Origin of the sequence: Stenotrophomonas sp. pho, from assembly GCF_006228405.1 — a bacterium.
GTDB classification, from domain to species: Bacteria; Pseudomonadota; Gammaproteobacteria; order Xanthomonadales; family Xanthomonadaceae; genus Stenotrophomonas; species Stenotrophomonas sepilia.
Window position 1 is genome coordinate 1101014 of sequence record NZ_CP029759.1, and the last position, 21109, is coordinate 1122122.

19 protein-coding genes and 3 pseudogenes are annotated in these 21109 nt (G+C 66.9%); 14 read left to right on the forward strand and 8 right to left on the reverse strand.

Annotated features, from left to right (window positions below):
* Window positions 1–147: 147 nt before the first annotated feature.
* The gene (locus DL544_RS05145) at window positions 148–1179 is read right to left on the reverse strand and encodes a LacI family DNA-binding transcriptional regulator (protein WP_005415628.1); all 1032 of its coding nucleotides are present in this window, start codon (window positions 1177–1179) and stop codon (window positions 148–150) included.
* Window positions 1180–1470: 291 nt separating this feature from the next.
* On the opposite strand from DL544_RS05145, the gene DL544_RS05150 reads away from it, so the two are divergent.
* From DL544_RS05150 to DL544_RS05170, 5 genes are all read left to right on the forward strand, one after another.
* Window positions 1471–2043, forward strand: a complete 573-nt coding sequence (locus tag DL544_RS05150) for a single-stranded DNA-binding protein (RefSeq protein ID WP_043034165.1) — start codon at window positions 1471–1473, stop codon at window positions 2041–2043.
* A gap of 202 nt (window positions 2044–2245) precedes the next feature.
* On the forward strand, window positions 2246–3142 hold the full coding sequence (locus tag DL544_RS05155) for a hydroxypyruvate isomerase family protein (protein WP_139726805.1): 897 nt from the start codon (window positions 2246–2248) through the stop codon (window positions 3140–3142).
* A gap of 27 nt (window positions 3143–3169) precedes the next feature.
* On the forward strand, window positions 3170–4855 hold the full coding sequence (locus DL544_RS05160; protein WP_065196569.1) for a GMC oxidoreductase: 1686 nt from the start codon (window positions 3170–3172) through the stop codon (window positions 4853–4855).
* Window positions 4855–5430 carry a gluconate 2-dehydrogenase subunit 3 family protein gene (locus DL544_RS05165; protein ID WP_005415638.1) on the forward strand — a complete coding sequence of 192 codons (576 nt, stop codon included), beginning with the start codon at window positions 4855–4857 and terminating at the stop codon, window positions 5428–5430. Before DL544_RS05160 ends, DL544_RS05165 begins: the two co-directional genes overlap by 1 nt.
* On the forward strand, window positions 5430–6188 hold the full coding sequence (locus DL544_RS05170; RefSeq protein WP_065178152.1) for a 3-keto-disaccharide hydrolase: 759 nt from the start codon (window positions 5430–5432) through the stop codon (window positions 6186–6188). The genes DL544_RS05165 and DL544_RS05170 overlap by 1 nt, the downstream gene beginning before the upstream one ends.
* A 10-nt stretch (window positions 6189–6198) precedes the next feature.
* On the opposite strand, the gene DL544_RS05175 is transcribed toward DL544_RS05170, so the two are convergent.
* From DL544_RS05175 to DL544_RS05195, 5 genes and pseudogenes are all read right to left on the reverse strand, one after another.
* Window positions 6199–6495 (reverse strand): c-type cytochrome, encoded by a 297-nt coding sequence (locus DL544_RS05175; RefSeq protein WP_005415640.1) that lies wholly within the window; start codon window positions 6493–6495, stop codon window positions 6199–6201.
* 18 nt (window positions 6496–6513) lie between these two features.
* The gene (locus DL544_RS05180; protein ID WP_065178151.1) at window positions 6514–7380 is read right to left on the reverse strand and encodes a sugar phosphate isomerase/epimerase family protein; all 867 of its coding nucleotides are present in this window, start codon (window positions 7378–7380) and stop codon (window positions 6514–6516) included.
* 19 nt (window positions 7381–7399) lie between these two features.
* Entirely contained in the window at window positions 7400–8488 is a 1089-nt protein-coding gene (locus DL544_RS05185; protein ID WP_219997155.1) for a Gfo/Idh/MocA family protein, read from the reverse strand.
* Between the two features lie 49 nt (window positions 8489–8537).
* A pseudogene (locus DL544_RS05190) lies at window positions 8538–9752 on the reverse strand (nucleoside permease); the annotation flags it as partial.
* Between the two features lie 27 nt (window positions 9753–9779).
* The gene (locus DL544_RS05195) at window positions 9780–10832 is read right to left on the reverse strand and encodes a sugar phosphate isomerase/epimerase family protein (RefSeq protein WP_139726807.1); all 1053 of its coding nucleotides are present in this window, start codon (window positions 10830–10832) and stop codon (window positions 9780–9782) included.
* Between the two features lie 95 nt (window positions 10833–10927).
* On the opposite strand from DL544_RS05195, the pseudogene DL544_RS05200 reads away from it, so the two are divergent.
* The 4 genes and pseudogenes from DL544_RS05200 (at window position 10928) to DL544_RS05215 (ending at window position 16176) form a co-directional block, all read left to right on the forward strand.
* Window positions 10928–11930: pseudogene (locus DL544_RS05200) on the forward strand (LacI family DNA-binding transcriptional regulator).
* A gap of 147 nt (window positions 11931–12077) precedes the next feature.
* Window positions 12078–13129 (forward strand): annotated as a pseudogene (locus tag DL544_RS05205) (sensor domain-containing diguanylate cyclase).
* A gap of 116 nt (window positions 13130–13245) precedes the next feature.
* Window positions 13246–14271, forward strand: coding sequence for an AI-2E family transporter (locus DL544_RS05210; RefSeq protein ID WP_072168658.1), 1026 nt, complete (start codon window positions 13246–13248; stop codon window positions 14269–14271).
* 162 nt (window positions 14272–14433) lie between these two features.
* Window positions 14434–16176: a GGDEF domain-containing protein gene (locus tag DL544_RS05215; protein ID WP_065178164.1), complete on the forward strand. Its 1743-nt coding sequence runs from the start codon at window positions 14434–14436 to the stop codon at window positions 16174–16176.
* A gap of 9 nt (window positions 16177–16185) precedes the next feature.
* Here the strand turns inward: DL544_RS05215 and DL544_RS05220 are convergent, their stop codons facing one another.
* Together DL544_RS05220 and DL544_RS05225 are read right to left on the reverse strand one after the other, a co-directional pair.
* Window positions 16186–16692 carry a PaaI family thioesterase gene (locus DL544_RS05220; RefSeq protein ID WP_065178145.1) on the reverse strand — a complete coding sequence of 169 codons (507 nt, stop codon included), beginning with the start codon at window positions 16690–16692 and terminating at the stop codon, window positions 16186–16188.
* Between the two features lie 37 nt (window positions 16693–16729).
* Window positions 16730–17167: a hypothetical protein gene (locus DL544_RS05225; protein WP_065178144.1), complete on the reverse strand. Its 438-nt coding sequence runs from the start codon at window positions 17165–17167 to the stop codon at window positions 16730–16732.
* A gap of 277 nt (window positions 17168–17444) precedes the next feature.
* Here DL544_RS05225 and DL544_RS05230 point away from each other — a divergent pair, with 277 nt between their 5' ends.
* From DL544_RS05230 to DL544_RS05250, 5 genes are all read left to right on the forward strand, one after another.
* Window positions 17445–17876, forward strand: coding sequence for a pyridoxamine 5'-phosphate oxidase family protein (locus DL544_RS05230; protein WP_139726808.1), 432 nt, complete (start codon window positions 17445–17447; stop codon window positions 17874–17876).
* 94 nt (window positions 17877–17970) lie between these two features.
* Window positions 17971–18552, forward strand: coding sequence for an NMCC_0638 family (lipo)protein (locus tag DL544_RS05235; protein ID WP_005415652.1), 582 nt, complete (start codon window positions 17971–17973; stop codon window positions 18550–18552).
* 204 nt (window positions 18553–18756) lie between these two features.
* On the forward strand, window positions 18757–19224 hold the full coding sequence (locus tag DL544_RS05240; RefSeq protein ID WP_032954010.1) for a DUF2975 domain-containing protein: 468 nt from the start codon (window positions 18757–18759) through the stop codon (window positions 19222–19224).
* Window positions 19224–19448: a helix-turn-helix domain-containing protein gene (locus tag DL544_RS05245; protein ID WP_005415654.1), complete on the forward strand. Its 225-nt coding sequence runs from the start codon at window positions 19224–19226 to the stop codon at window positions 19446–19448. Before DL544_RS05240 ends, DL544_RS05245 begins: the two co-directional genes overlap by 1 nt.
* 43 nt (window positions 19449–19491) lie before the next feature.
* Window positions 19492–21033: a TerC family protein gene (locus DL544_RS05250; protein ID WP_065186008.1), complete on the forward strand. Its 1542-nt coding sequence runs from the start codon at window positions 19492–19494 to the stop codon at window positions 21031–21033.
* The last annotated feature ends 76 nt before the right edge of the window (window positions 21034–21109 follow it).

Consider the following 21109-nt stretch of genomic DNA (forward strand, 5'->3'; position numbering starts at 1 on the left):
CACCAGCTGGCAGTTCAGGAGGGGTGCCACCGATATGCCACACGTGCGTCGTGTTTATCGCTTACGAGCAGGCAGGCGTCATCCGCCGTTGGTCATGGGGGAGAATCCCGCCATCGTGCGTTGGCCGGAGCGCCGGCCCAGCGGCGCCTACCCGCGCAGGGATGATTCGCGCACGACCAGCTTCACCGGGATGCTCTGGCTGTCCACCGGCTGCCGGCCGATCAGCGTCAGCAGGCGCTCCACCAGCAGCTGCCCGGCCTGCTTGGTGTCCTGCTGCACCGTGGTCAGCGCCGGGGACACCGAGGCGGCCAGCGGGATATCGTCGAAGCCGGTCACCGCCACGTCCTGCGGCACCCGCAGTCCGGCCTCGCGCAGGGCGCGCATCGCACCGATGGCGATCAGGTCGCTGGCGGCGCAGATCGCGTCGATCGGCTCGCCGCGCGCCAGCAGCGCCTGGCAGGCCTCCTGGCCGGAGGCCTCGGTGGTGATCGCATCGTGCTGCAGCGCCGGTTCGGCGGCCAGGCCGTGGTCCTGCAGCGCCGCGACATGGCCGCGGTAGCGCTCCTGGAATTCGGGGTAATGGCTGGAGGCATGGCCGAGGAAAGCGATGCGTTGGCAGCCCTGCAGCAACAGGTGGGTGGTGATGTCATGCCCGCCCTGGAAGTTGTCGCTGCCGATCGAGACACCGGGCTGGCCGGGCAGGGCGGCGCCCCAGCGCACGAAGTGCGTGCCCTGTTCAACCAGCCGCTGCAGGCGGTCGCGCGATTCGTGGTAGTCGCCGTAGCCGAGCAGGATGATGCCGTCGGCCTTGTTGCTGTCTTCGTAATCGGCCTGCCAGTCGGTGGACAGCTGCTGGAACGACACCAGCAGGTCCTGCCCGTGCAGGGCGCAGGCGCGGGTGATCGAGCCCAGCATCGAATGGAAGAACGGGTTGATCAGCGAATCGTCGTTGGTCGGGTCCTCGAAGAACAGCAGGGCCAGCGTGCCGGCATTGCGCAGGCGCAGGCTGGAGGCGTTCTTGTCGACCTTGTAGTTCAGCTCGCGGGCGATGCGCAGGATGCGCTCGCGGGTCTCGGCGTTGACCATCGGGCTGCCGCGCAGGGCCCGCGACACGGTCGGCTGGGAGACCCCGGCCAGGTGGGCGATGTCGAGGGAGGTGGCTTTGCCTTTGATCGTCATGGGCGGGCGGAGCGGGCAGGTGGAAGGTGCCCGGGCATGATGCCATGCGCAGACGCGAATGCCTCTCTGGACGTCGGTCGGGGCGAAGGTAAGTCATTGCCGGACAAGGAAATCAGCCTGATCCTTCGGTGCGGTCGGGGTCTCCTGACCGGGCGGACGGCGGCGGCAATGGTAAGATGCGTCGTTCTCGCATTCCCCCAAATTTCACCAGGGGCGGCCCAGCGTACTGCACCCCGCCCGGGGCTGTGCTATCACTGGCGGTCTGCCCCTGGACAACGGACGAAGGTACCTATGGCGCGCGGCATCAACAAAGTCATCCTGGTCGGCAATCTCGGCAACGACCCGGACGTGAAGTACACCCAGGGCGGCATGGCGATCACCCGCATCAGCCTGGCCACCACCAGCGTCCGCAAGGACAAGGACGGCAACCAGCAGGAGCGCACCGAATGGCATCGTGTGGTGTTCTTCGGCAAGCTCGGCGAGATCGCCGGCGAATACCTGCGCAAGGGCAGCTCGGTCTACGTCGAAGGCAGCCTGCGTTACGACAAGTACACCGGCCAGGACGGCGTGGAGAAGTACTCCACCGATATCATCGCCGATGAAATGCAGATGCTGGGCGGCCGCGGTGAAGGCGGCGGCGGTGGTGGCGGCAACTACGGCGGCGATCGTCCGCAGCGCCAGCAGGCGCCGCGCCAGGAGTACGGCGGCGGTGGCGGTGGCCAGCGTGGTGGCCAGGGCGGGGGCTATGGCAACCAGGGCGGCAACCAGGGTGGCGGTTACGGCAACCAGGGTGGCAACCAGCGCCCGCAGCCGCAGCAGGCGCCGCCGATGGACGACTTTGCTGACGACGATATTCCGTTCTGATCGACCGCTTGCGCGCAGCAGAAAAGAAAGCCCCGCTCATGCGGGGCTTTTCTTTGTCCGCGATTCCTGCGGAGTTGTGCCCCGCAGCATTGAATTTTCGTGCACCGCAACTTGCAAGCATGCAATTTCCTCCCCTATGGTGCAATCGATTGCATTGCTGTGAATCGTTGCGTTTGATACCGGTTGGGAGGCCGGCAGGTGGATGTCCATCCATTCGATCAGACCGGCTCCGGCGACGGGCCTCACGCGGCGTGATGCGTTGCGCATGGCGGTTGCTGGAGGCGTAGCCCTGGGTACTGCGGGAGCGTTGCCTGCATTCGCCGCCACCGCAGCGCTCAAGGGCAACCTGAAGCACTCCGTGGCGCGTTGGACCTTCCCGCAGCTGTCGGTCGCCCAGCTCTGCACGACGGTGAAGGACATCGGCTTCGCCGCCATCGACCTGGTCGGCCCGGAAGACTGGCCCACGCTGAAGGCGAACGGCGTCTACAGCTCGATGTGCAATGGCGCGGAGCTGGGCCTGACCAAGGGCTTTGCCGGCCGCGAATTCCACGACCCGCTGGTGGAGCGCTACACGCGGCACATCGACCTGGTCGCCGATGCCGGCTATCGCAATCTCATCTGCTTCTCGGGCAACCGCAACGGCATGGATCCCCATGACGGAATGGCCAATGCCGAGGTAGGACTCAAGCGCATCCTCGGGCATGCCGAGAAGCGCGGTGTGGTGCTGGTGATGGAACTGCTGAACTCCAGGGTCGATCATCGCGACTACCTGTGCGACCACTCTGCCTGGGGCGTGGAGCTGTGCCAGCGGCTCGGCTCGGACAACTTCGGCCTGCTCTACGACATCTACCACATGCAGATCATGGAAGGCGACATCATCGCCACCATCGGGAAACACCACGCCTGCTTCAAGCATTACCACACCGCAGGCGTGCCCGGCCGGAACGAGATCGGGGACCGGCAGGAGCTGAACTATCCGGCCATCTGTCGCGCGATCCGCGACACCGGTTTCAAGGGGTATCTGGCGCAGGAGTTCATGCCTGCCGCGCCCGATGCCGTTGCTTCATTACGCGAGGCGATCCGCCTCTGCGACGTCTGAAACGATATCCACCCAGGTGAGAGACCCATGGCAGATAATCACTACGACGCCATCGTTGTTGGCTCGGGAATCAGTGGCGGTTGGGCGGCAAAAGAGCTGACCGAGAAGGGCCTGAAGGTCCTGATGCTGGAACGAGGACGCAACATCGAGCACGTCAAGGACTACGTCAATGCGATGAAGGAAGCGTGGGACTTCCCGCATCGCAACCGTCCGACGCAGGCGATGAAGGCCGCTTTTCCGGTGCTGATGCGCGACTACGGCCTCGCCGAGAACCTGGAAGGAATGTGGGCCAACGAGCAGGACTCACCCTACATCGAAACCAAGCGTTTCGACTGGTTCCGTGGCTACCACGTGGGTGGGCGCTCGCTGATGTGGGGCCGGCAGAGCTATCGGTTTTCCGACCTGGACTTCGAAGCCAACCTCAAGGATGGCATTGCCACCGACTGGCCGATCCGCTATGCCGACATCGCGCCGTGGTACGACCATGTGGAAAAGTTCGCCGGCATCGCCGGCACGCGCGAGGGACTGGACGTGCTGCCGGATGGTGAGTTCCTGCCGCCGATCCCGTTGAACATCGTCGAGAAGGACGTGGCCGCGCGGATCAAGAAGGCCTTTGGTGGCACGCGGCACATGATCCACTCGCGCACTGCCAACATCACCCAGCCGATGCCCGAGCAGGGGCGCGTGAACTGCCAGTATCGCAACAAGTGCATTCTGGGCTGTCCCTTTGGTGCCTACTTCTCCACCCAGTCGGCGACGCTGCCGGCGGCGATGAAGACCGGCAACCTGACCCTGCGGCCGTTCTCGATCGTCAAGGAAGTGCTCTACGACAAGGATCGCAAGCGCGCGCGTGGCGTGGAGGTGATCGACGCCGAGACCGGGCAGACCTATCAGTACACGGCCAAGGTCATCTTCCTCAACGCATCGTCCTTCAACTCGACCTGGCTGCTGATGAACTCGGCCACCGATGTCTGGGAGGGGGGGCTGGGTTCTTCGTCGGGCGAGCTGGGGCACAACGTGATGGACCATCATTTCGGTGCGGGCGCCTCGGGCCGGGTCGAGGGCTACGAAGACAAGTACTACTTCGGCCGCCGTCCGTGCGGCTTCTACATTCCGCGGTTCCGCAATGTCGCCGCCGACAAGCGTGGCTACCTGCGCGGATTCGGCTACCAGGGCGGTGCCAGCCGCACCGGCTGGTCGCGCGAGATCGCCGAGCTGAACATCGGTGCCGACCTGAAGGAGGCGCTGACCGTGCCGGGTGACTGGCGCATCGGCATGACCGGGTTCGGTGAAATGCTGCCGCACCACGACAATACGATCCGCCTGGACCGCGACCGCAAGGACAAGTGGGGGCTGCCGGTGCTGGCGATGGACGTTGCCATGCGTGCCAACGAACTGGCGATGCGCAAGGACATGGCCGCTGACGCCGCCGAGATGCTGGAGGCGGCCGGGGTCAAGGACGTGAAGATGCACGACAACGACTACGCCCCGGGCAAGGGCATCCATGAGATGGGGACTGCGCGTATGGGACGTGACCGGAAGAGCTCGGTGTTGAACGCGCACAACCAGGTGTGGGATGCGCCCAATGTGTACGTCACCGACGGTGCCTGCATGACCTCCAGCGCCTGCGTGAATCCGTCGCTGACCTACATGGCGCTGACCGCGCGCGCGGCCGACCACGCGGTACGCGAACTGAAAGCGGGGAACCTGTGATGGATCGCCGCGAACTGCTGAAGATGATCGTCGCCGCCACCGGTGCGGCGATGGTTGGCCTGCCAGCGCTGGTACATGGCAAAGCACCAGCGGCCGGGATGATGGCCGCGTTCTCCGATGCCGAAATCGGCACGCTGGACGAGATTGCCGAAACCATCCTGCCGCGGACCCGGACACCCGGGGCGAAGGACGCGGGCGCCGGTGCGTTCATGGCGACGTTCGTCAGCGACTGCTACACCGCCAGGCAGCAGGCGGTGTTCCGCGCCGGGCTGGCGGACATCGACAAGCGCGCCGGTGGCCGCTTCGTGTCGCTCACGCCGGAGGCGCGCACCGGGTTGCTGCGTACACTGGATGCCGAAGCCAAGGCGCGCAACGCAGACGTGACCGAGACCGGAACGCCCGAAGAGGGCGAAGCCATGCCGCATTACTTCACGATGATCAAGCAGCTGGCCATCTTCGGCTTCTTCACCTCCAAGGTCGGTGCGACCGGGGTGCTGCAGTACGTCGCCGTGCCGGGGCGCTACGACGGTGACCTCGCCTATGTCCCCGGCACACCTGCCTGGGGGACCAGCTGATGGACACCAACCTGATGATCCGCCCTGCGTTGATCACCGCCGGCCTGCTGGCCGCTGCATCTGCGTTCGCACAGGATAATGCCGACGCTGTGCGTGACCCGAAGAAGACGGAAGTGTGGACCCCTGTGCCCGCGACCGTGGCAACGCCACCTGGCAAGGCACCGTCCGATGCGATCGTGCTGTTCGATGGCAAGGATGTCTCCGCGTGGGAGGCGGAGCAGGGTGGCCGCGTGCCCTGGGAGGTGGCCGATGGCGCCATGACGGTTGTTCCGGGCAGCAAGGGCATCCGCACCCGGCAACGCTTCTGCGATGTCCAGCTGCATGTCGAGTGGCGCACGCCCACCGAAACGAAGGGCTTCGACGGCCAGAACCGGGGCAACAGCGGGATCTTCCTGCAGGAACTGTATGAACTGCAGGTGCTCGACAGTTACCACAACCCGACCTATGCCAATGGCCAGGCGGGTTCCATCTACAAGCAGGCCATGCCACGGGTGAACGCCTCGCGCGCACCGGGCCAGTGGCAGGTCTACGACATCATCTGGAAGGCCCCGCGCTTCTCGCCGGGCGGCGGCCTGACGTCGCCCGCACGGATCACCGTGCTGCACAACGGCGTGCTGGTACAGGACGACACCGTGCTGGCGGGCAGGACCGAATACATCGGTGCGCCTTCGTACGCACCGCATGGGTGCGCGCCGCTGTATCTGCAGGAACATGACTCCAAGGTCAGCTACCGCAACATCTGGGTGCGCGAGCTGTAGCGCTCACCGGCTACTTCGCCAGGTAGCTGGCGATGTCATCGATCTCCTGCTGTGACAGCTGCGGGAAGGGTGGCATCAGGCCGCCGCCCTTCCTGATCCTGTCCTTGACCTGGGCGGGCTGCAGCCGCTTGCCGACATCGGTGAGCGCCGGGAACGTCGGTGGTACACCGGTGCGTTCAGCACCGTGGCAGGCAGTGCAGTGCTGGGCGTAGAGTTTCGCACCCGCGGCCGGGTCGTCCTTGGCCCACGCTGCCGTCGCAACGTTCATGCCGCCCAGAGCCACGGCCACTGCCAGGATCATTTTCATGTGGGGCTCCTTGATGCGTCAGCGGTCGGCGCGGGTGGGCGGGTTGGTAGTCAGGTGTTCACGCAGGTAGTCCGCGCCGGCCTGGATGACCTTGGCGGGGTCGCGTGGCTGGTCGTGTTCGACGATGTACCACTGCACGCCAGCGTTGGCGGCGGCTGGCAGGATCGCGTTCCAGTCCAGCACGCCCTGGCCGACCGCAGCGAATCCACCTTCGTCTTCGGCCTGGCCCTTGGGCGCATTGTCCTTGGCGTGTACCGCAAATACGTGGCCGCGGAACTTGCCAAGCATCACGGCCGGGTCCAGGCCCGCGCGCGCGACCCAGGCCAGGTCCAGTTCGGTCTGCAGCTCGGGACCGGCGGCGTCGAACAGCAGCTCCAGTCCGGTTCTGCCATTGAAGTCGACCAGCTCGAAGTCGTGGTTGTGGTAGGCCAGCTGCATCCCCCTGCCGCGCACCTGCCTGGCAATCCGGCCCAGCTCCCGTCCCAATGCGGTCCAGCCGGCGGCATCGCGCGGGCGGTCCTTCTGGTCCAGGTAGGGCACCACCAGCGTGCTGTTGCCAATCGAGCGGTTGAAGGCCACCACGGCATCCAGGTTGTCGCGCAGCTCGGCCAGCTGAACGTGCGACGAAACCGCTTTGATCGAGTAACGGTCCAGCAACTGTTTCAGTTCCGCAGCGCTTGCATTCTGCGTACCGACGGTTTCCACCGCACGCACGCCCGCGTCGTGGACGATCTTCAGCTGTTGGTCAAGCGGGCCGGCGTTGCGCAGCGTGTACATCTGCACGGCGATGGGCTTCTGCGCACCGGCTGTGTTCCCTGCGAAGGCGGGCAGGACTGCGAGCAGCAGCAGGACGAGGGTTGCAGTTCTACGGACAGGGATGTTCATCAACAGATCCTCCCGGGATTCAACCGATGGTGGTCCAGGTGCGTGACCTGGCCGATGCAATGACACGATCAACGATCCGCGCCGAGCGCAGGCCGTCTTCGAAGGTGGGCAGGCCCTGCGGTCGCTCGCCTTCAATGGCGCGATAGGTGTCGGCCACGAACGCTTCGAAGCACTGCCCGTAGCCCTGCGCGTGCCCCGCTGGCAGCGGCGACAACCGGCGTTGTTCGGCGCTGCCGGCGCCCGGGCCGCGCACGAAGATTTCCTCGCGCTGTTCGGGCAGGCCGATCCACAGCCGCTCGGCATCCTCCTGGTTGAACGCCACGCTGGCGTTGGCGCCGTCGATCTCGAACCAGAGCCGGTTGTGGCGTCCGGCCGAGACCTGGCTGACCGTCAATGACGCCAGCGTGCCCGCGCCGGTCCTGAACATCGCTGCGGCCACGTCCTCGCTCTCGACCGCTTGCTTTGCGCCGTCTGTCGCCGGCGTGCTGAAGCTCTGGGAGGTGGTTGCGCTGCGTTCGGCGATCACCGTGGCAAACGCCGCGTTCACTTCGGCGAAGCACTCGCCGCTGACCCATTCAACCAGGTCGCACCAATGCGACCCGATGTCAGCGAACACGCGCGATGTACCACCCAGTGCCGGGTCAACCCGCCAGTTGTTGCTGGCCGGGTCCAGCAGCCAGTCCTGCAGGTAGCTGCCATGGATCAGGTGCAGTGGCCCCAGATCGCCCTGCGCGATGCGTGCACGTGCCTCGCGGACCACCGGGTGGTAGCGGTAGACGAAGGGGACGGTGGCGATCAATCCGGTCGAGGCGGCCAGCGCCGCCAGCGCCTGCGCATCGTCCAGCGTCGTCGCCAACGGTTTCTCGCAGATCACGTGCTTGCCGGCTTCCAGTGCGGCCTGCGCCATCGTGCGGTGCAGATGATTGGGCGTGCAGATGTGCACGACCTGTACCTGGGGATCAGCGACGACGTCCTCGATATCGCGATAGGCGCGCGGGACATTCCACGCGTGCGCCACCTCGCGCGCGCGCTGCGGCGACGAGGCGGCCACGCCGCGCACCTCGGCGCCAGCCAGCAGTGCCGCGCGGCGATGCACCGCACCGATCATGCCGGTACCAATGATGGCGATTCCAAGCGGGGCATCGGCCGGTCTCCTCAGGGGTGGACGACGCGGCCGCAGCTACCGGGCGGTCGCGGAACAGCAGCAGGAAGGCGATCAGCACGACCAGTGCGACGCCGGCCGGGAACAACCAGATCTGCTGCCAGTCCGGGCCCGCTGCAGTGGTGAAGTGCTCCACCACCGCGCCGGACAGGAAGGTGCCGATCAGCATGCCCACGCCATAGGTGGCCAGGGTGATGAAGCCCTGCGCGCTGCTGCGCGCGGCGGGGCCGGCGTGGGCATCGGTGTAGATCTGGCCGGTGACGAAGAAGAAGTCGTAGCAGATGCCATGCAGTACGATGCCGATCACAAGCAGGGAGAAGCCACTGCCCGCATCGCCGAAGGCGAACAGCGCGTAGCGCACGACCCAGGCCGCCATGCCGACCGCCAGCATGGTCTTCACCCCCAGCCGCACGAACAGGAACGGCATGGCCAGCATCAGCAGCACTTCGGAGACCTGGCCCAGCGACTGCAGTCCGGCGGCGCCGTGCACACCGAGGTCGTTGAGATACGGATTGGTGAAGTTGTAGTAGAACGACAGCGGGATGCAGATGGCGATGGAAGCCAGGAAGAACACCAGGTAGGCGCGCGACTTCAGCAACCGCAATGAATCCAGCCCCAGGATCTGTCCCAGCCCGGCATCGCGCTGCTGCGCCAGCGGCGGCGTGTGCGGCAGGGTGAACGCATACAGGCCCAGCACCAGCGATGCCAATGCGGCCATGCGGAAGGTCAGTTCAAGCCGGTGCGCCTGTTCCCAGCCCAGCCAGCCGATCAGCACCCCGGCGATGATCCAGCCGATGCTGCCGGCCACGCGTACCAGCGGGAACTGCTTCTCCGGCGATTGCATGTGCCGCATGGCGACGCTGTTGGCCAGTGCCAGCGTCGGCATGAACAGCAGCATGTAGCCCATCACGCAGGCGGAGAACATGCTGAAGCTGGTGGCGGTGGACGCCAGCCACATCAGCACCGCGCCTGCCAGGTGCAGTATCGCCAGGATGCGCTGCGCCGCGAAGTAGCGGTCTGCGATCAGGCCGACCAGGAACGGCGCCACGATGGCGCCGATGGACTGGCTGAGGAACGCCGTTGCCACCTGGCTTGCGCTGGCCTGCAGCGGGCCCTGTACCAGGTAGGTACCCAGGGTGACGAACCACGCCCCCCAGATGAAGAACTGCAGAAACATCATCGCGCCCAGGCGCGACATGGCGTGCGTCATGGCTTGCCCTCCCGGGGCGGTCGTGGCTCAGATTCCCAGCATGCGGCGCAGTGATCCAGCGTCCGTGTCGCTCCCGGCAAAGTCGTCGAAGGCGCGTTCGGTCACATGGATGATGTGATCGCGGATGAAGGCGGCACCCTCGCGCGCGCCGGCCTCCGGGTGTTTCAGGCAGCACTCCCATTCCAGCACCGCCCAGCCGGGGAAGTCGTACTGGGCGAACTTCGAGAAGATCGCCTTGAAGTCGATCTGGCCGTCACCGGGTGAGCGGAACCGGCCCGGACGATCGATCCAGTCCTGGTAGCCGCCATACACGCCGCTGCGCGCGCTGGGGCGATACTCCGCGTCCTTGACGTGGAAGATGCCGATGCGGGCGTGGTAGCGGTCGATGAAGCCGAGGTAGTCCATCTGCTGTAGCAGCAGGTGGCTGGGGTCGTACAGGATCTTCGCGCGGGGATGATGGTCGACCTCATCGAGGAAGCGCTCGAAGGTCGCGCCGTCGTGCAGGTCCTCGCCGGGATGGAGTTCGAAGCACAGGTCCACGCCGCAGGCGTCGAACACATCCAGGATCGGGCGCCAGCGACGGCCCAGTTCGGCGAAGGCTTCTTCCACCAGGCCCGGCGGGCGCTGCGGCCACGGATAGAAGTAGGGCCAGGCCAGCGCACCGGAGAAGGTGGCGTGCGCGGTCAGCCCCAGGCGCTGGCTGGCCTGCGCGGCGAGCCGCAGCTGCTCCACGGCCCAGGCCTGGCGCGCGGGCGGGTTGCCGCGCACGTCGGCGGGTGCGAATCCGTCGAACAGCCTGTCGTAGGCGGGATGGACCGCGACCAGCTGCCCCTGCAGGTGGGTCGACAGTTCGGTGATCTGCAGGCCGTGCCCGGCCAGCATGCCGGCAACATCGTCGCAGTACGCCTGGCTGCGTGCCGCCGCGGCCAGATCGAACAGGTGGGGCGCGGAGGTGGGAACTTGTACGCCAGAATAGCCCAGACCCGCGGCCCATCCGGCCAGCGTGTCCAGCCGATCAAAAGGAGCTGTGTCGCCGATGAACTGCGCCAGGAACAGCGCTGGACCCTTGAGCGTCTTCAACGTGATTCGCCCTCGATGCAATCGATTGCATTATCCTAGCAGGGGCGCACGCAGGACCTGTTGTGCACTGCACAGCGGACAGGAGAACTAACGCCATGGCCACCATCTACGACATCGCCAGGCACGTCGGCGTCTCCGCAGGCACGGTGTCACGGGCGCTTTCCCGGCCGGACAAGGTGCTGCCGGCCACCCGTGCGCGCATCGAGCAGGCCGCCGCCGCATTGGGCTATGTGCCCAACACGGTGGCCCGCACGCTCAAGACCCAGCGCAGCGGCAAGATCCTGGTCACCGTCCCGGACATCGCCAATCCGTTCTTCGCACAGATCCTGCAGGGTGCGGAGGAGGCCGCGCAGGCGGTCGGTTACGCGGTTCTGCTGGGCGATACCCAGCATCAACCCGATCGTGAGGAGCGCTACGCGCAGATGCTCCGGCGCAACGAGGCAGACGGCATGATCGTGCTGGGCCATCGCCTGCCACCGACCGCGCGCGAGATCGTCGAGCAGCGCGGCGCAGCTGCGCCGGTGGTCAATGGATGCGAGTTCGACCCCGCACTGGGCATCCCCAGCGTCCATATCGACAACGCGGCCGCCGCACGCGCGGTGATGGAGCACCTGTACGGCCTGGGGCACGAACGGATCGCCGTGGTCGGCGGGCCACCTGACAACCCCCTGCACCAGCAGCGGCTGGAAGGGGTCCGGGCCGCCGGCAAGGCGGGGTCGCCTGCGCCAGCTGAGCATCGTGCCCGGGGACTTTTCCGTTGAGTCCGGGCATGCGGCGGTGATGGCGCTGCTGGACGGCACGCCCGTGCCGACCGCGGTGTTCTGCTTCAGCGACCAGATGGCACTGGGGGCACTGGCGGCCTGTCGCGACCGGGGCATCCGCGTTCCGGAAGCGCTCTCCATCGTCGGCTTCGACGACCTGGCCTCGTCGCGTTACCTCACCCCGCCGCTGACGACCATCCAGCAGCCGATGCGTGAAATCGGCGAGCGCGCGGTCAACCTGCTGCTCGCCATCATTGAACAGGTCGATGTACCGCTTCAGCAGACGCTGGAGTTCAGCTTCATGCTGCGCGGTTCGACAGCGGCGCCTCGGCGGTAGCGGAGGCGAGGCAGGGCAGCCGGAGCAGGGCGGCCGGCCCGCGCGTCGTCCCGCGACCTTGATCCCGAATTGACGCAAAGCTGTCAGACTCATCGCAGGCAGCCCGGCAAGGGCCGTAGCAGCGGGTGTGATCGCGCAGGGGGGGCAATGCCATTCTTTACCGATTCGGCGGAAGGCGCGGTCGAAGGCATTGGCGCGGCACGTCGCATCGGCTGGATGCGTTTCGTCGGCAATGGGCTGGGGGCGATCCCCATCGCTTCGATCATCCTCGAGCGCCACGATGGGCCGCTGGCATGGGTCCTGCTGCTGCTCAACGCGCTGGCGTGGCCTGCGCTGGCATTGATGCTGACCCAGCGCTCCGGCCAGCCCGCGCTCGTCCAGTTCCGCTGCATGGTGGCCGACTCCTTTTTCGGTGGTGGCTGGATCGCCTTCATGGCGTTGAGCGCGGTGCCCAGTGCACTGTTCGCCGCACTGCTGGTGGCCGACAAGATCGCTGCCGGTGGCGTTCGCCTGGCGATGCGCGCCACGCTGGCCCTGATGCTGGGCTTCGCGCTCACCTGGTGGGCGCTCGGCTTCCCTTACCAGCCGGTCACCTCGCAGCGCACGATCGTGCTGAGTGTCCCGTTCCTGTTCGTGTATGGCATCGGCCTGAGCATTCTCAGCTGGCAGCTGGCGCGCCGGGTCAAATCGCAGAACCGCCAGCTGCAGCGTCTCAGCCGGATGGACCCGCTGGTCGAACTGGCCAACCGTGGCTTCCTGATCCTGCGTGCGCAGCAGGCGCTGGACCGGGCACAGGGCCAGGGCGGGTTTGCCTGCCTGCTGATGCTCGATGTGGACGACTTCAAGCGCATCAATGACTCGCATGGCCACCGCGCCGGTGACGAGGTGCTGCGGCATATCGCGGCGACATTGCGCACCGTTGCCCGGCCCGGTGATACGCCCGCGCGGCTGGGGGCGATGAGTTCGTCGTGCTGCTGCGCGACTGCACGCCTGTTGACGCGATGCACGTGGCCGAGCGGGTGCGCCTGCACCTGCTCGAGGCCGCGCGGCAGGCCACGCCGGGTGTGGAATTCAGCGTCAGTATCGGCATTGCGGCCACGCCGCGTGGCGGCAGTGTCGAGGACTGGTTGGCACTGGCCGACCGCGCGCTGTACCACGCCAAGCGCCAGGGCAAGAACACCGCCAGCTGCGGCGAGTGAGCGCGCGTGGGGACGGCACGGCTGCCGCCGAACGAGGATGAAATGCCCATTCATCCTGCACGCGGAATCAGCACGCCAATCCTCTACCATGGGCCACCCCGCCCGGACGCGCTCCCATGCAAGACGCTCTCGTTGCCCAGCCCAAGCCCCCCATTCCAAGGATCGCGGCGTGGCTGATGATGCTGCTGGGCATGTGGCTGGCGCTGAAACTGGGCCTGGTGGTCACCCTTCTGTCCGGCCTGCTGGTGTTCCAGCTGACCCACCTGCTGGCTTCCACCGTGGAAGGCAGGCTGCCGCCGGGACGCGCACGGGCGATCGCCGTGATCGTGCTGTCGGCGATCATCATCAGTGCGCTGGTGCTGGCCGGGATCGGCGTGGCCTCGTTCTTCCGCAACGAGACCGGCGGCCCGGACGCATTGCTGGCGCGCCTGATGGAGATCCTCAACACCTCGCGGCACCAGGTGCCGGCGCTGCTGCAACCCTACATCCCCGAGGACATGCCGGCGCTGCGCGCGGCGCTGAACGACTGGGCCGCCGAGCATCAGCGCCAGCTGGGCGTGGCCGGTACCTCGGTGGTCCAGGTGGGTGTGCGCGTGCTGATCGGCATGGTGCTGGGTGCGATGATCGCACTGTATGACGAACTGCCGCTGCCGAAGATGGGGCCGCTGGCGCAGGAGCTGATCGGGCGCACCAGCCGCCTGGCCACCGCGTTCCGCCAGGTGGTGTTCGCGCAGGTGAAGATCTCGCTGCTGAACACCGTGTTCACCGCGATCTTCCTGCTGGGCGTGCTGCCGCTGTTCGGCGTGCACCTGCCGCTGTCCAAGACCCTGGTGCTGATCACCTTCCTGGCCGGCCTGCTGCCGGTGGTGGGCAACATCATCTCCAATACCATCATCACCATCGTCGCGCTGTCGGTCTCGTTCTACGTGGCGGTGGCGGCGCTGCTTTACCTGATCGTGATCCACAAGCTGGAGTACTTCCTCAACGCACGCATCGTCGGTGGTGAAATCCAGGCGCGGGCCTGGGAGCTGCTGCTGGCCATGCTGGTGATGGAGGCGGCCTTCGGCCTGCCGGGCCTGGTCGCCGCGCCGGTGTTCTATGCCTACGTGAAGCGCGAACTGGTCGACCAGCGCTGGATCTGACGCGGCGGGGCATGACGTATTTGTCCCGATTCGAGCGTCCGCGCGGCCTTGTCGGTGCGTTCGCGGCGCGCACGGTGTACCCACGGCCACGGTTGGCCCGTCAGCGGCTTGGCGCCTGTGCAGGCGGCCGCTACAGTGTTCCGCACGACAGGGGAAATGTGCATGGCCCGCAAGGCGTCGCCCATCGGATTGCGGACCTGGGTCTGGATCCTGGCCGGGCTGTTCGTAGTCTGTACGCTGCCGCTGATGGCCATCGCACTGGTGCAGGGCACGCTGCGCTTCACCGCCGCCGAGGACAACCTGGTCAGCCTGCGCCGGCTGCAGCAGACCTTCGACCTGGCCAACCAGGTGTCGGCCGAGCGCGGCCCCGCCAACAGCCTGCTGGGAGCCAATACGGCCGATGCGGCCGAACAGGCCCGGCTGACTGCGCAGCTGGCGGTTGCGCGCAAGCGGGTCGACACCGCCCTGCTGCAACTGGACACCGTGTTCAAGGCCGATCCCGGCGTGGTCGGCGAACATGGGCTGTTGGCCGACGTGCAACGTCGCCTGCAGTCGGCGCGGGCCGCAGTGGACCAGGTGGCGGCACAGCCGCACGACGCGCGCCGGGTGGAAGACGTGGAGCGCGCGATCAGCAGCATGTTCGCCGTGGTCGATCGCCTGCACGTGTTGACCTCGACGCAGATCGGCGTGCTGGTCAGTGCCGACCGCGAAGCGGCGATCCCGGCAATGCAGGGCCAGGTGCTGATCGACCTGCGCGAGCATGGTGGCCGCCTGGCCTCGAACGTGATGGCGCCGGTCGCGGTGCCGGGGGCCTGGCGTGACGAACAAGTGCGGGCTGCATTGCAGACCGAAGGCCGCCTGCTGGAGCTGTGGCGGCTGGCAGGCAGCCATGAAGCGGTGTTCCGCAGTGATCCGGCGCTGTCCTGGCATTGGGATATGGCGCGCCGCCAGTTCTTCGGCGAATCGCTGCCAATGATCGAACAGCTGATCGAGGATGGCCGGCGTGGCGTGCCGCCGCCGTGGACCGCCGCCGAGTTCACCACGCGCTACGTGCCGACCCTGCAGTCGCTGGAGGCGCTGCGCGACGGTTACCTGAGCGTGTCCATCGCCCGCTTCGAGCGCACCCGTAACCGCGAAGCGACGCGCCTGGTGGTGCTGGTGGCGACGGTGCTGGGCACGCTGGTGGTGCTTGGCGTGGCGCTGCGCATTGCTCACCTGCAGATCCTGCGGCCACTGCTGCAGGCGCAGAAGCAGGTCATCCAGATCGCCTCGGAAGCGCCCGGCCCGGAGCAGCATGTGACCCACCCGCTGGCCGAGATGCAGCGCCTGTTCGATGCCATTGAAGTGCTGCGCGAGAAGTCGCGCGAGCGCTCGGCGTTGACCAGCGAGCTGCGCCAGTTGGCCGGCACCGATGAGCTGACCGGGTTGTTGAACCGGCGCGCGCTGGAAGAAAGGGTACAGCAGCGGCATGCCGACGGCGGCAACAGTGCGGTGGTGATCCTGCTGGATGTCGATCGCTTCAAGGCCATCAACGACGGCCATGGGCATGATGCGGGCGACCAGGTGCTGGTGCAGGTGGCGCAGCTGCTGCAGCGCCACCTGCGCCGCAGCGACAGCATCGCCCGCTACGGTGGCGAGGAGTTCCTGGTGCTGCTGGCCGACGGCGACCTGGCCGGCGGACGCCAATTGGCCGAGTCGCTGCGCATGGCACTGCGGCAGCTGGACATCGCACTGGCCGGTGGCAACGTGCTGCGGGTCACCGCCAGCTTCGGCGTGGCCGCGGGTGGCACCGATGCGCTGGGCTGGCGCACCCTGTTGCGTGCCGCCGATGCGGCCATGTACCAGGCCAAGGCACAGGGGCGCGACCGCGTGCGCGTGGCCGGTGGCGGCCGCAAGGCACGTTGACGGCACCCATCAGCCGATCCGCGCATGCACGCGGCGCAGCGTGCGCGCGATCATCCGGCGCGCGATGGGACGCGGCACCGAGAGCCCACGCCAGCGCAGTGCACCCACCCGGAACGTGGCGCTGGCGGTGGCCAGCACCTTGCCGGCCGGGTCGGTCAGCCAGCCGCGGGTGAAGGCGATGCTGCCCTTGCTGTGCTCGACCTCGCCCCACCCGATGATCCGCCCAGGCCGCGCCGGGCTGACGAAACTGGTCTTGGATTCCACCGTGACCGCGATGCGGTTGGCGGGCAGGGTGGCGTAGATCGCCGGCCCCATGCAGTCGTCCAGCATCGCTGACAGGAAACCGCCCTGCACATTGCCCATTGGGTTGGTGAGCACGGCGCCGGCTTCGAATTCGACCTGGATGCGGCGCAATGCATCGTCGTAGCCAACGAAGCGCCAGCCGAGCAGGGTGCCGGCCTGGGAGGGGGGCAGATCACCGTTGACCACGCTGTAGAAGATCGATTCGGGATTCATTGTGGGGCCTCGTGGGGGGAGGGGAGAGAAAGGGGACTCACTGCGGTAGCGACAACAGGGCCAGCACGAATCCGATGACCGACAGCAGCACCACCGCGGCGCCAGCGGGCACCGGTGTACGTGCGCCGGTACGCCGCCGCACACCGGAGGCGACCAGCACCGGCGGCAGCGTGGCGACCAGGCAGAACAGCTGGAACGCCAGCAGCTGCGGCAGTGCGAAGTGACCGCCGAAGAAGATCAGGCAGGCCAGCATCACGCCGGCACCGGCCAGTGCGATCCACCCGGCGCCGACCACGCGGATGAGCGCCATCAGCAGCACCTGCATGCGCGGTTCGATCTCCGCCCACGGCACGCCCACGGCTTGCCCGTGGTAGGGCATGAAGTCGGAGCGCTTCAGATAGGCTGCAGCAAACAGCGAGACAATGAAGAACGCCAACAGGTAGCAGCCGAACGCGAGCCAGGCGAACAGATCCATGTGGAGGCCATGCGGTTGCGAAGGAGTCGCCGCGCGGATGCCGGCTGCCATTGCCACGGGGTTGCGCGATTCTCCGGCAGCCCCCTGTTAGCCGGCTGTGGTGCTTCGCAGGGGCGTTCCTCCATCTGCTTTTAACGTGGGTATGGTGGTGTGGAGTGCGTCACGCACGGACCATGCGCCGTATCTCGTTTCCCGTGAAGAGGCCGCAAGTGCTCATCCACTTTCCGGTCACCGCTCTGCGCAGACGCTGGGCGTCCCTCCGATCAAGGACCACGCCGTGACCCAGCTCACCCTCCCAGAACTTGCCAAGAAAATGGCCGGCATCGATTTCACGATGCTGCAGACCCACGCCGGTGGAGAAATTGCCGGTCGCCCCATGAGCAACAACGGTGACGTGGACTATGACGGTGACAGCTGGTTCTTCACCATGGAAGACACCGACATGGTGCGCGAGATCGAGGCTGACCCTGCCGTCGCACTGGGTTTCTCCGGCAGCAAGTCGCTGCTGGGCAAGCCGCCGCTGTTCGTGCACGTGCAGGGAAGGGCAGCGCTGGTGCGCGATCGGGCCACGATGCGCGAGCACTGGGTGAAGGACCTGGAGCGGTGGTTCGAACAGGGAGTGGATACACCAGGACTGGTACTGATCCATGTGCGCGCCAGCCGCATCCACTACTGGGATGGCGAGGACGAGGGCGAAATCACAACCTGATCCCGGCGCGGGGAGGCCGGCGGCAACGCGGCCGTTGCACGCCACGCCCGGGCTTTGCCATCCTCCCCGCTGCGTTCCGTACATTGGAGTTCCAATGCGCCCTGCCTCCTGGCTGATCCTGGCCCTGCTGCCTGCCCTGGCGGCGGCGCAGCCTGCGCGTGCACCCAAGGCCAGCGCACAGGCGCAGGACCCTTTCAGTGAGTTGTTCGATACCGCTTGCATGCAGCACATCGGCGCGCCAGCGCGGTTGCAGTCGTTGATGGAATCCAACGGGCTGTCACCGCTGCAGCCTGCCGAGGCGGCAACGTTGCTGCAGGGGCAGTCGGGCGTGGCCTGGATGGTGCCGCTGGCCAGCGGCCGCTATGCAGTCAGCTGGGCTGACGATGGCACGTGCACGGTCTACGCCGAAAAGGCCGACGCGGCGGTCGTGCAGAAGGGCTTTGCCCGGTTGGTGCAGGCGGCGCCGACGCCGTTGCAGGCGCGCTCGCTGCCAGGCCGTGGGCCGTTGTCGGCGGACCAAGTGGCGATCCAGTACGGCTGGGCCACGCCCGGGCAGGCCAAGCTGCAGGTGCGTTTCCGGCTGGTCACGCGGCAGGCCGCCGAGGCCGGCGTGCAGGCGATGGCCTCGGTGACGCCGGGCGAAGCGATGCTGGAACAGGCTGCACCCAGTCGGTAACGCTGGCCCCGCGCCGCGCAGGCTGCCCATGCCCGCGATTCAGCCTTTCACGCTGGTTGTGATATATCGTTTATCGATAAATACACCCCGGGGCGGCGAGGCCGTCCCAATGCCGGAGGCCGCTTGACCGCTCGTCCCGCCCGCGCCAGATCCGCGCGAGGCTTGTTCATCCTGGCCCAGGCCGCCGTCCAGGCCGTCCGGGCGATGTGCTGGCTGGGCATCCTGGCCGCACTGCTGGCCGTGCCGCTGGTCGCGCACGACCGTCGCTGGCTGCTCGACAGCGTCCACGATGCCGCTGCCGCTGCTGCGCACGGCAACGCCCTGTTCCTGCACTTCTGCCTGGGGCTGGCTGTGATCGTCGCGCTGCTGGTGCTGTGCCTGCTGTTCCTGCGCCATCTGCTGCGGCTGCTGAAATCGGCGGCGCGCGAAAGGCCGTTCACCCACGCCAATGCGCAGCGACTGCAACGCATGGCGTGGCTGATGCTGGCGATGGAGCTGCTGTCGATCCTGATCGGCGCCTACGCGGCCTGGATGGGCCCGGACTTCAGCTGGATGGAGGTAGGCGGCGGCATGTCGATCACCGGGCTGGTGGCGGTGCTGATGCTGTTCGTGCTGGCACGCGTCTTCGCCGTGGGCGCGGCGATGCGCGATGACCTCGACGGTGTCATCTGATGGCAATCGTCATCACCCTGGACCGCGTGCTGCAGGAACGGGGCATGACCCTGTCCGAGCTGGCCGGTCGCATCGACATCACCCTGGCGAACCTGTCGATCCTGAAGACCGGCAAGGCGCGCGCCATCCGCTTTTCCACGCTGGATGCGATCTGCCGGGAGCTGCAATGCACGCCTGGCGACCTGCTCGGGTACGACCCGGCGCGGGCGCAGGAAGCAGACTGAGTGTTTCTTCTTCTCCCTTGCCCACTGACGAAACGGACCTGAAATGGAATGGTTGACTGACCCCTCGATTTGGATGGGCCTTGCAACCCTGGTCGTGCTTGAGATCGTGCTCGGCATCGACAACCTGGTGTTCATCGCGATCCTTGCCGACAAGCTTCCGCCCCACCAGCGCGACCGCGCGCGGGTGATCGGCCTGGCACTGGCCCTGCTGATGCGGCTGGTGCTGCTGGCGGCGCTGGCCTGGATCATGAAACTGACCGCGCCGCTGCTTACGCTGTTCGAGCACAGCTTCTCCGGGCGTGACCTGATCCTGCTGGGCGGTGGCCTGTTCCTGCTGTTCAAGGGCACCATGGAGCTGCACGAACGGCTGGAAGGCCGCGCGCACCACGAAGACGGCAAGAAGGTCTACGCCAGCTTCGCAATGGTGGTGGCGCAGATCGTGGTGCTCGATGCGGTGTTCTCGCTGGACTCGGTGATCACCGCGGTCGGCATGGTCGACAACCTGGGCGTGATGTATGCCGCCGTCACCATCGCGATGGCGCTGATGCTGCTGGCGAGCAAGCCGTTGACCCGCTTCGTCAACAAGCATCCCACCGTGGTGGTGCTGTGCCTGGGCTTCCTGCTGATGATCGGTTTCAGCCTGGTGGCCGAGGGCCTGGGCTACAAGATCCCGAAGGGCTACCTGTACGCCGCGATCGCCTTCTCGATCCTGGTCGAGGCGTTCAACCAGTGGGTGCGTTTCAATCGTGAGCGCAACGAGCGCCGCCAGCCGTTCCGCCAGCGCACCGCTGATGCGGTGCTGCGCATGCTCGGGGCGCGCCCGGCCAACGGCCATTCCGATGACGGCGTGGACGAGCCGGTAGATGCCGAAGAGCGCCTGCAGCCGGCCGAGCACGAGATGATCCGTAGCGTGCTCGGCCTGGCTGACCGTCCGGTGTCGAGCGTAATGACCGTGCGCGCCGATGTGCAGTGGATCGACCTGGCGCGGGGCCAGGAGGATGTGGTGGCCCGCCTGGTGGCATCGCCACACACCCGGCTGCTGGTGGGCGATGGTGACCTGGACAGCCTGCGTGGCGTGGTGCAGAGCCGCGACCTGCTGGCTGACCTGCTGCAGGGCAGGCCGCTGCAGCTGGAAGGCAACCTGCGCGAGCCGCAGTACGTGCTGTCCAGCGCCAGTGCGCTGCAGGCGCTGGAACTGATCCGCCAGCATCCGGTACCGCTGGCGGTGGCGGTGGATGAGTACGGCAGCGTGGAAGGCCTGGTGACCGCCAACGATCTGCTGGCGGCGATTGCCGGCGATCTGGTCGATACCCAGGACGAGCGCTATGGCGTGGTCGCGCAGGGCGAGGACCAGTGGGAGGCCGACGGTGCGCTGACCCTGGACGACCTGCAGCGGCTGACCGGCGTATCGCTGCCACGCAGTGCCGACTACATGACCATCTCCGGGCTGGTGCTGGAGCAGCTGGGCCGGCTGCCGGACACCGGCGATGCGGTGGAGGTGGCGGGTGTGCGCATCACCGTGCTGGCGATGGAGAAGCGCCGCATTGCCCGCCTGCGGGTGGAACACCTCGACCAGCCGTTGTAGAGCCGAGCCCATGCTGGGCTTCGGGGATGCAGCCGAGCATGGCTCGGCTCTACACAACATGGCCCGCAGCCGTCAC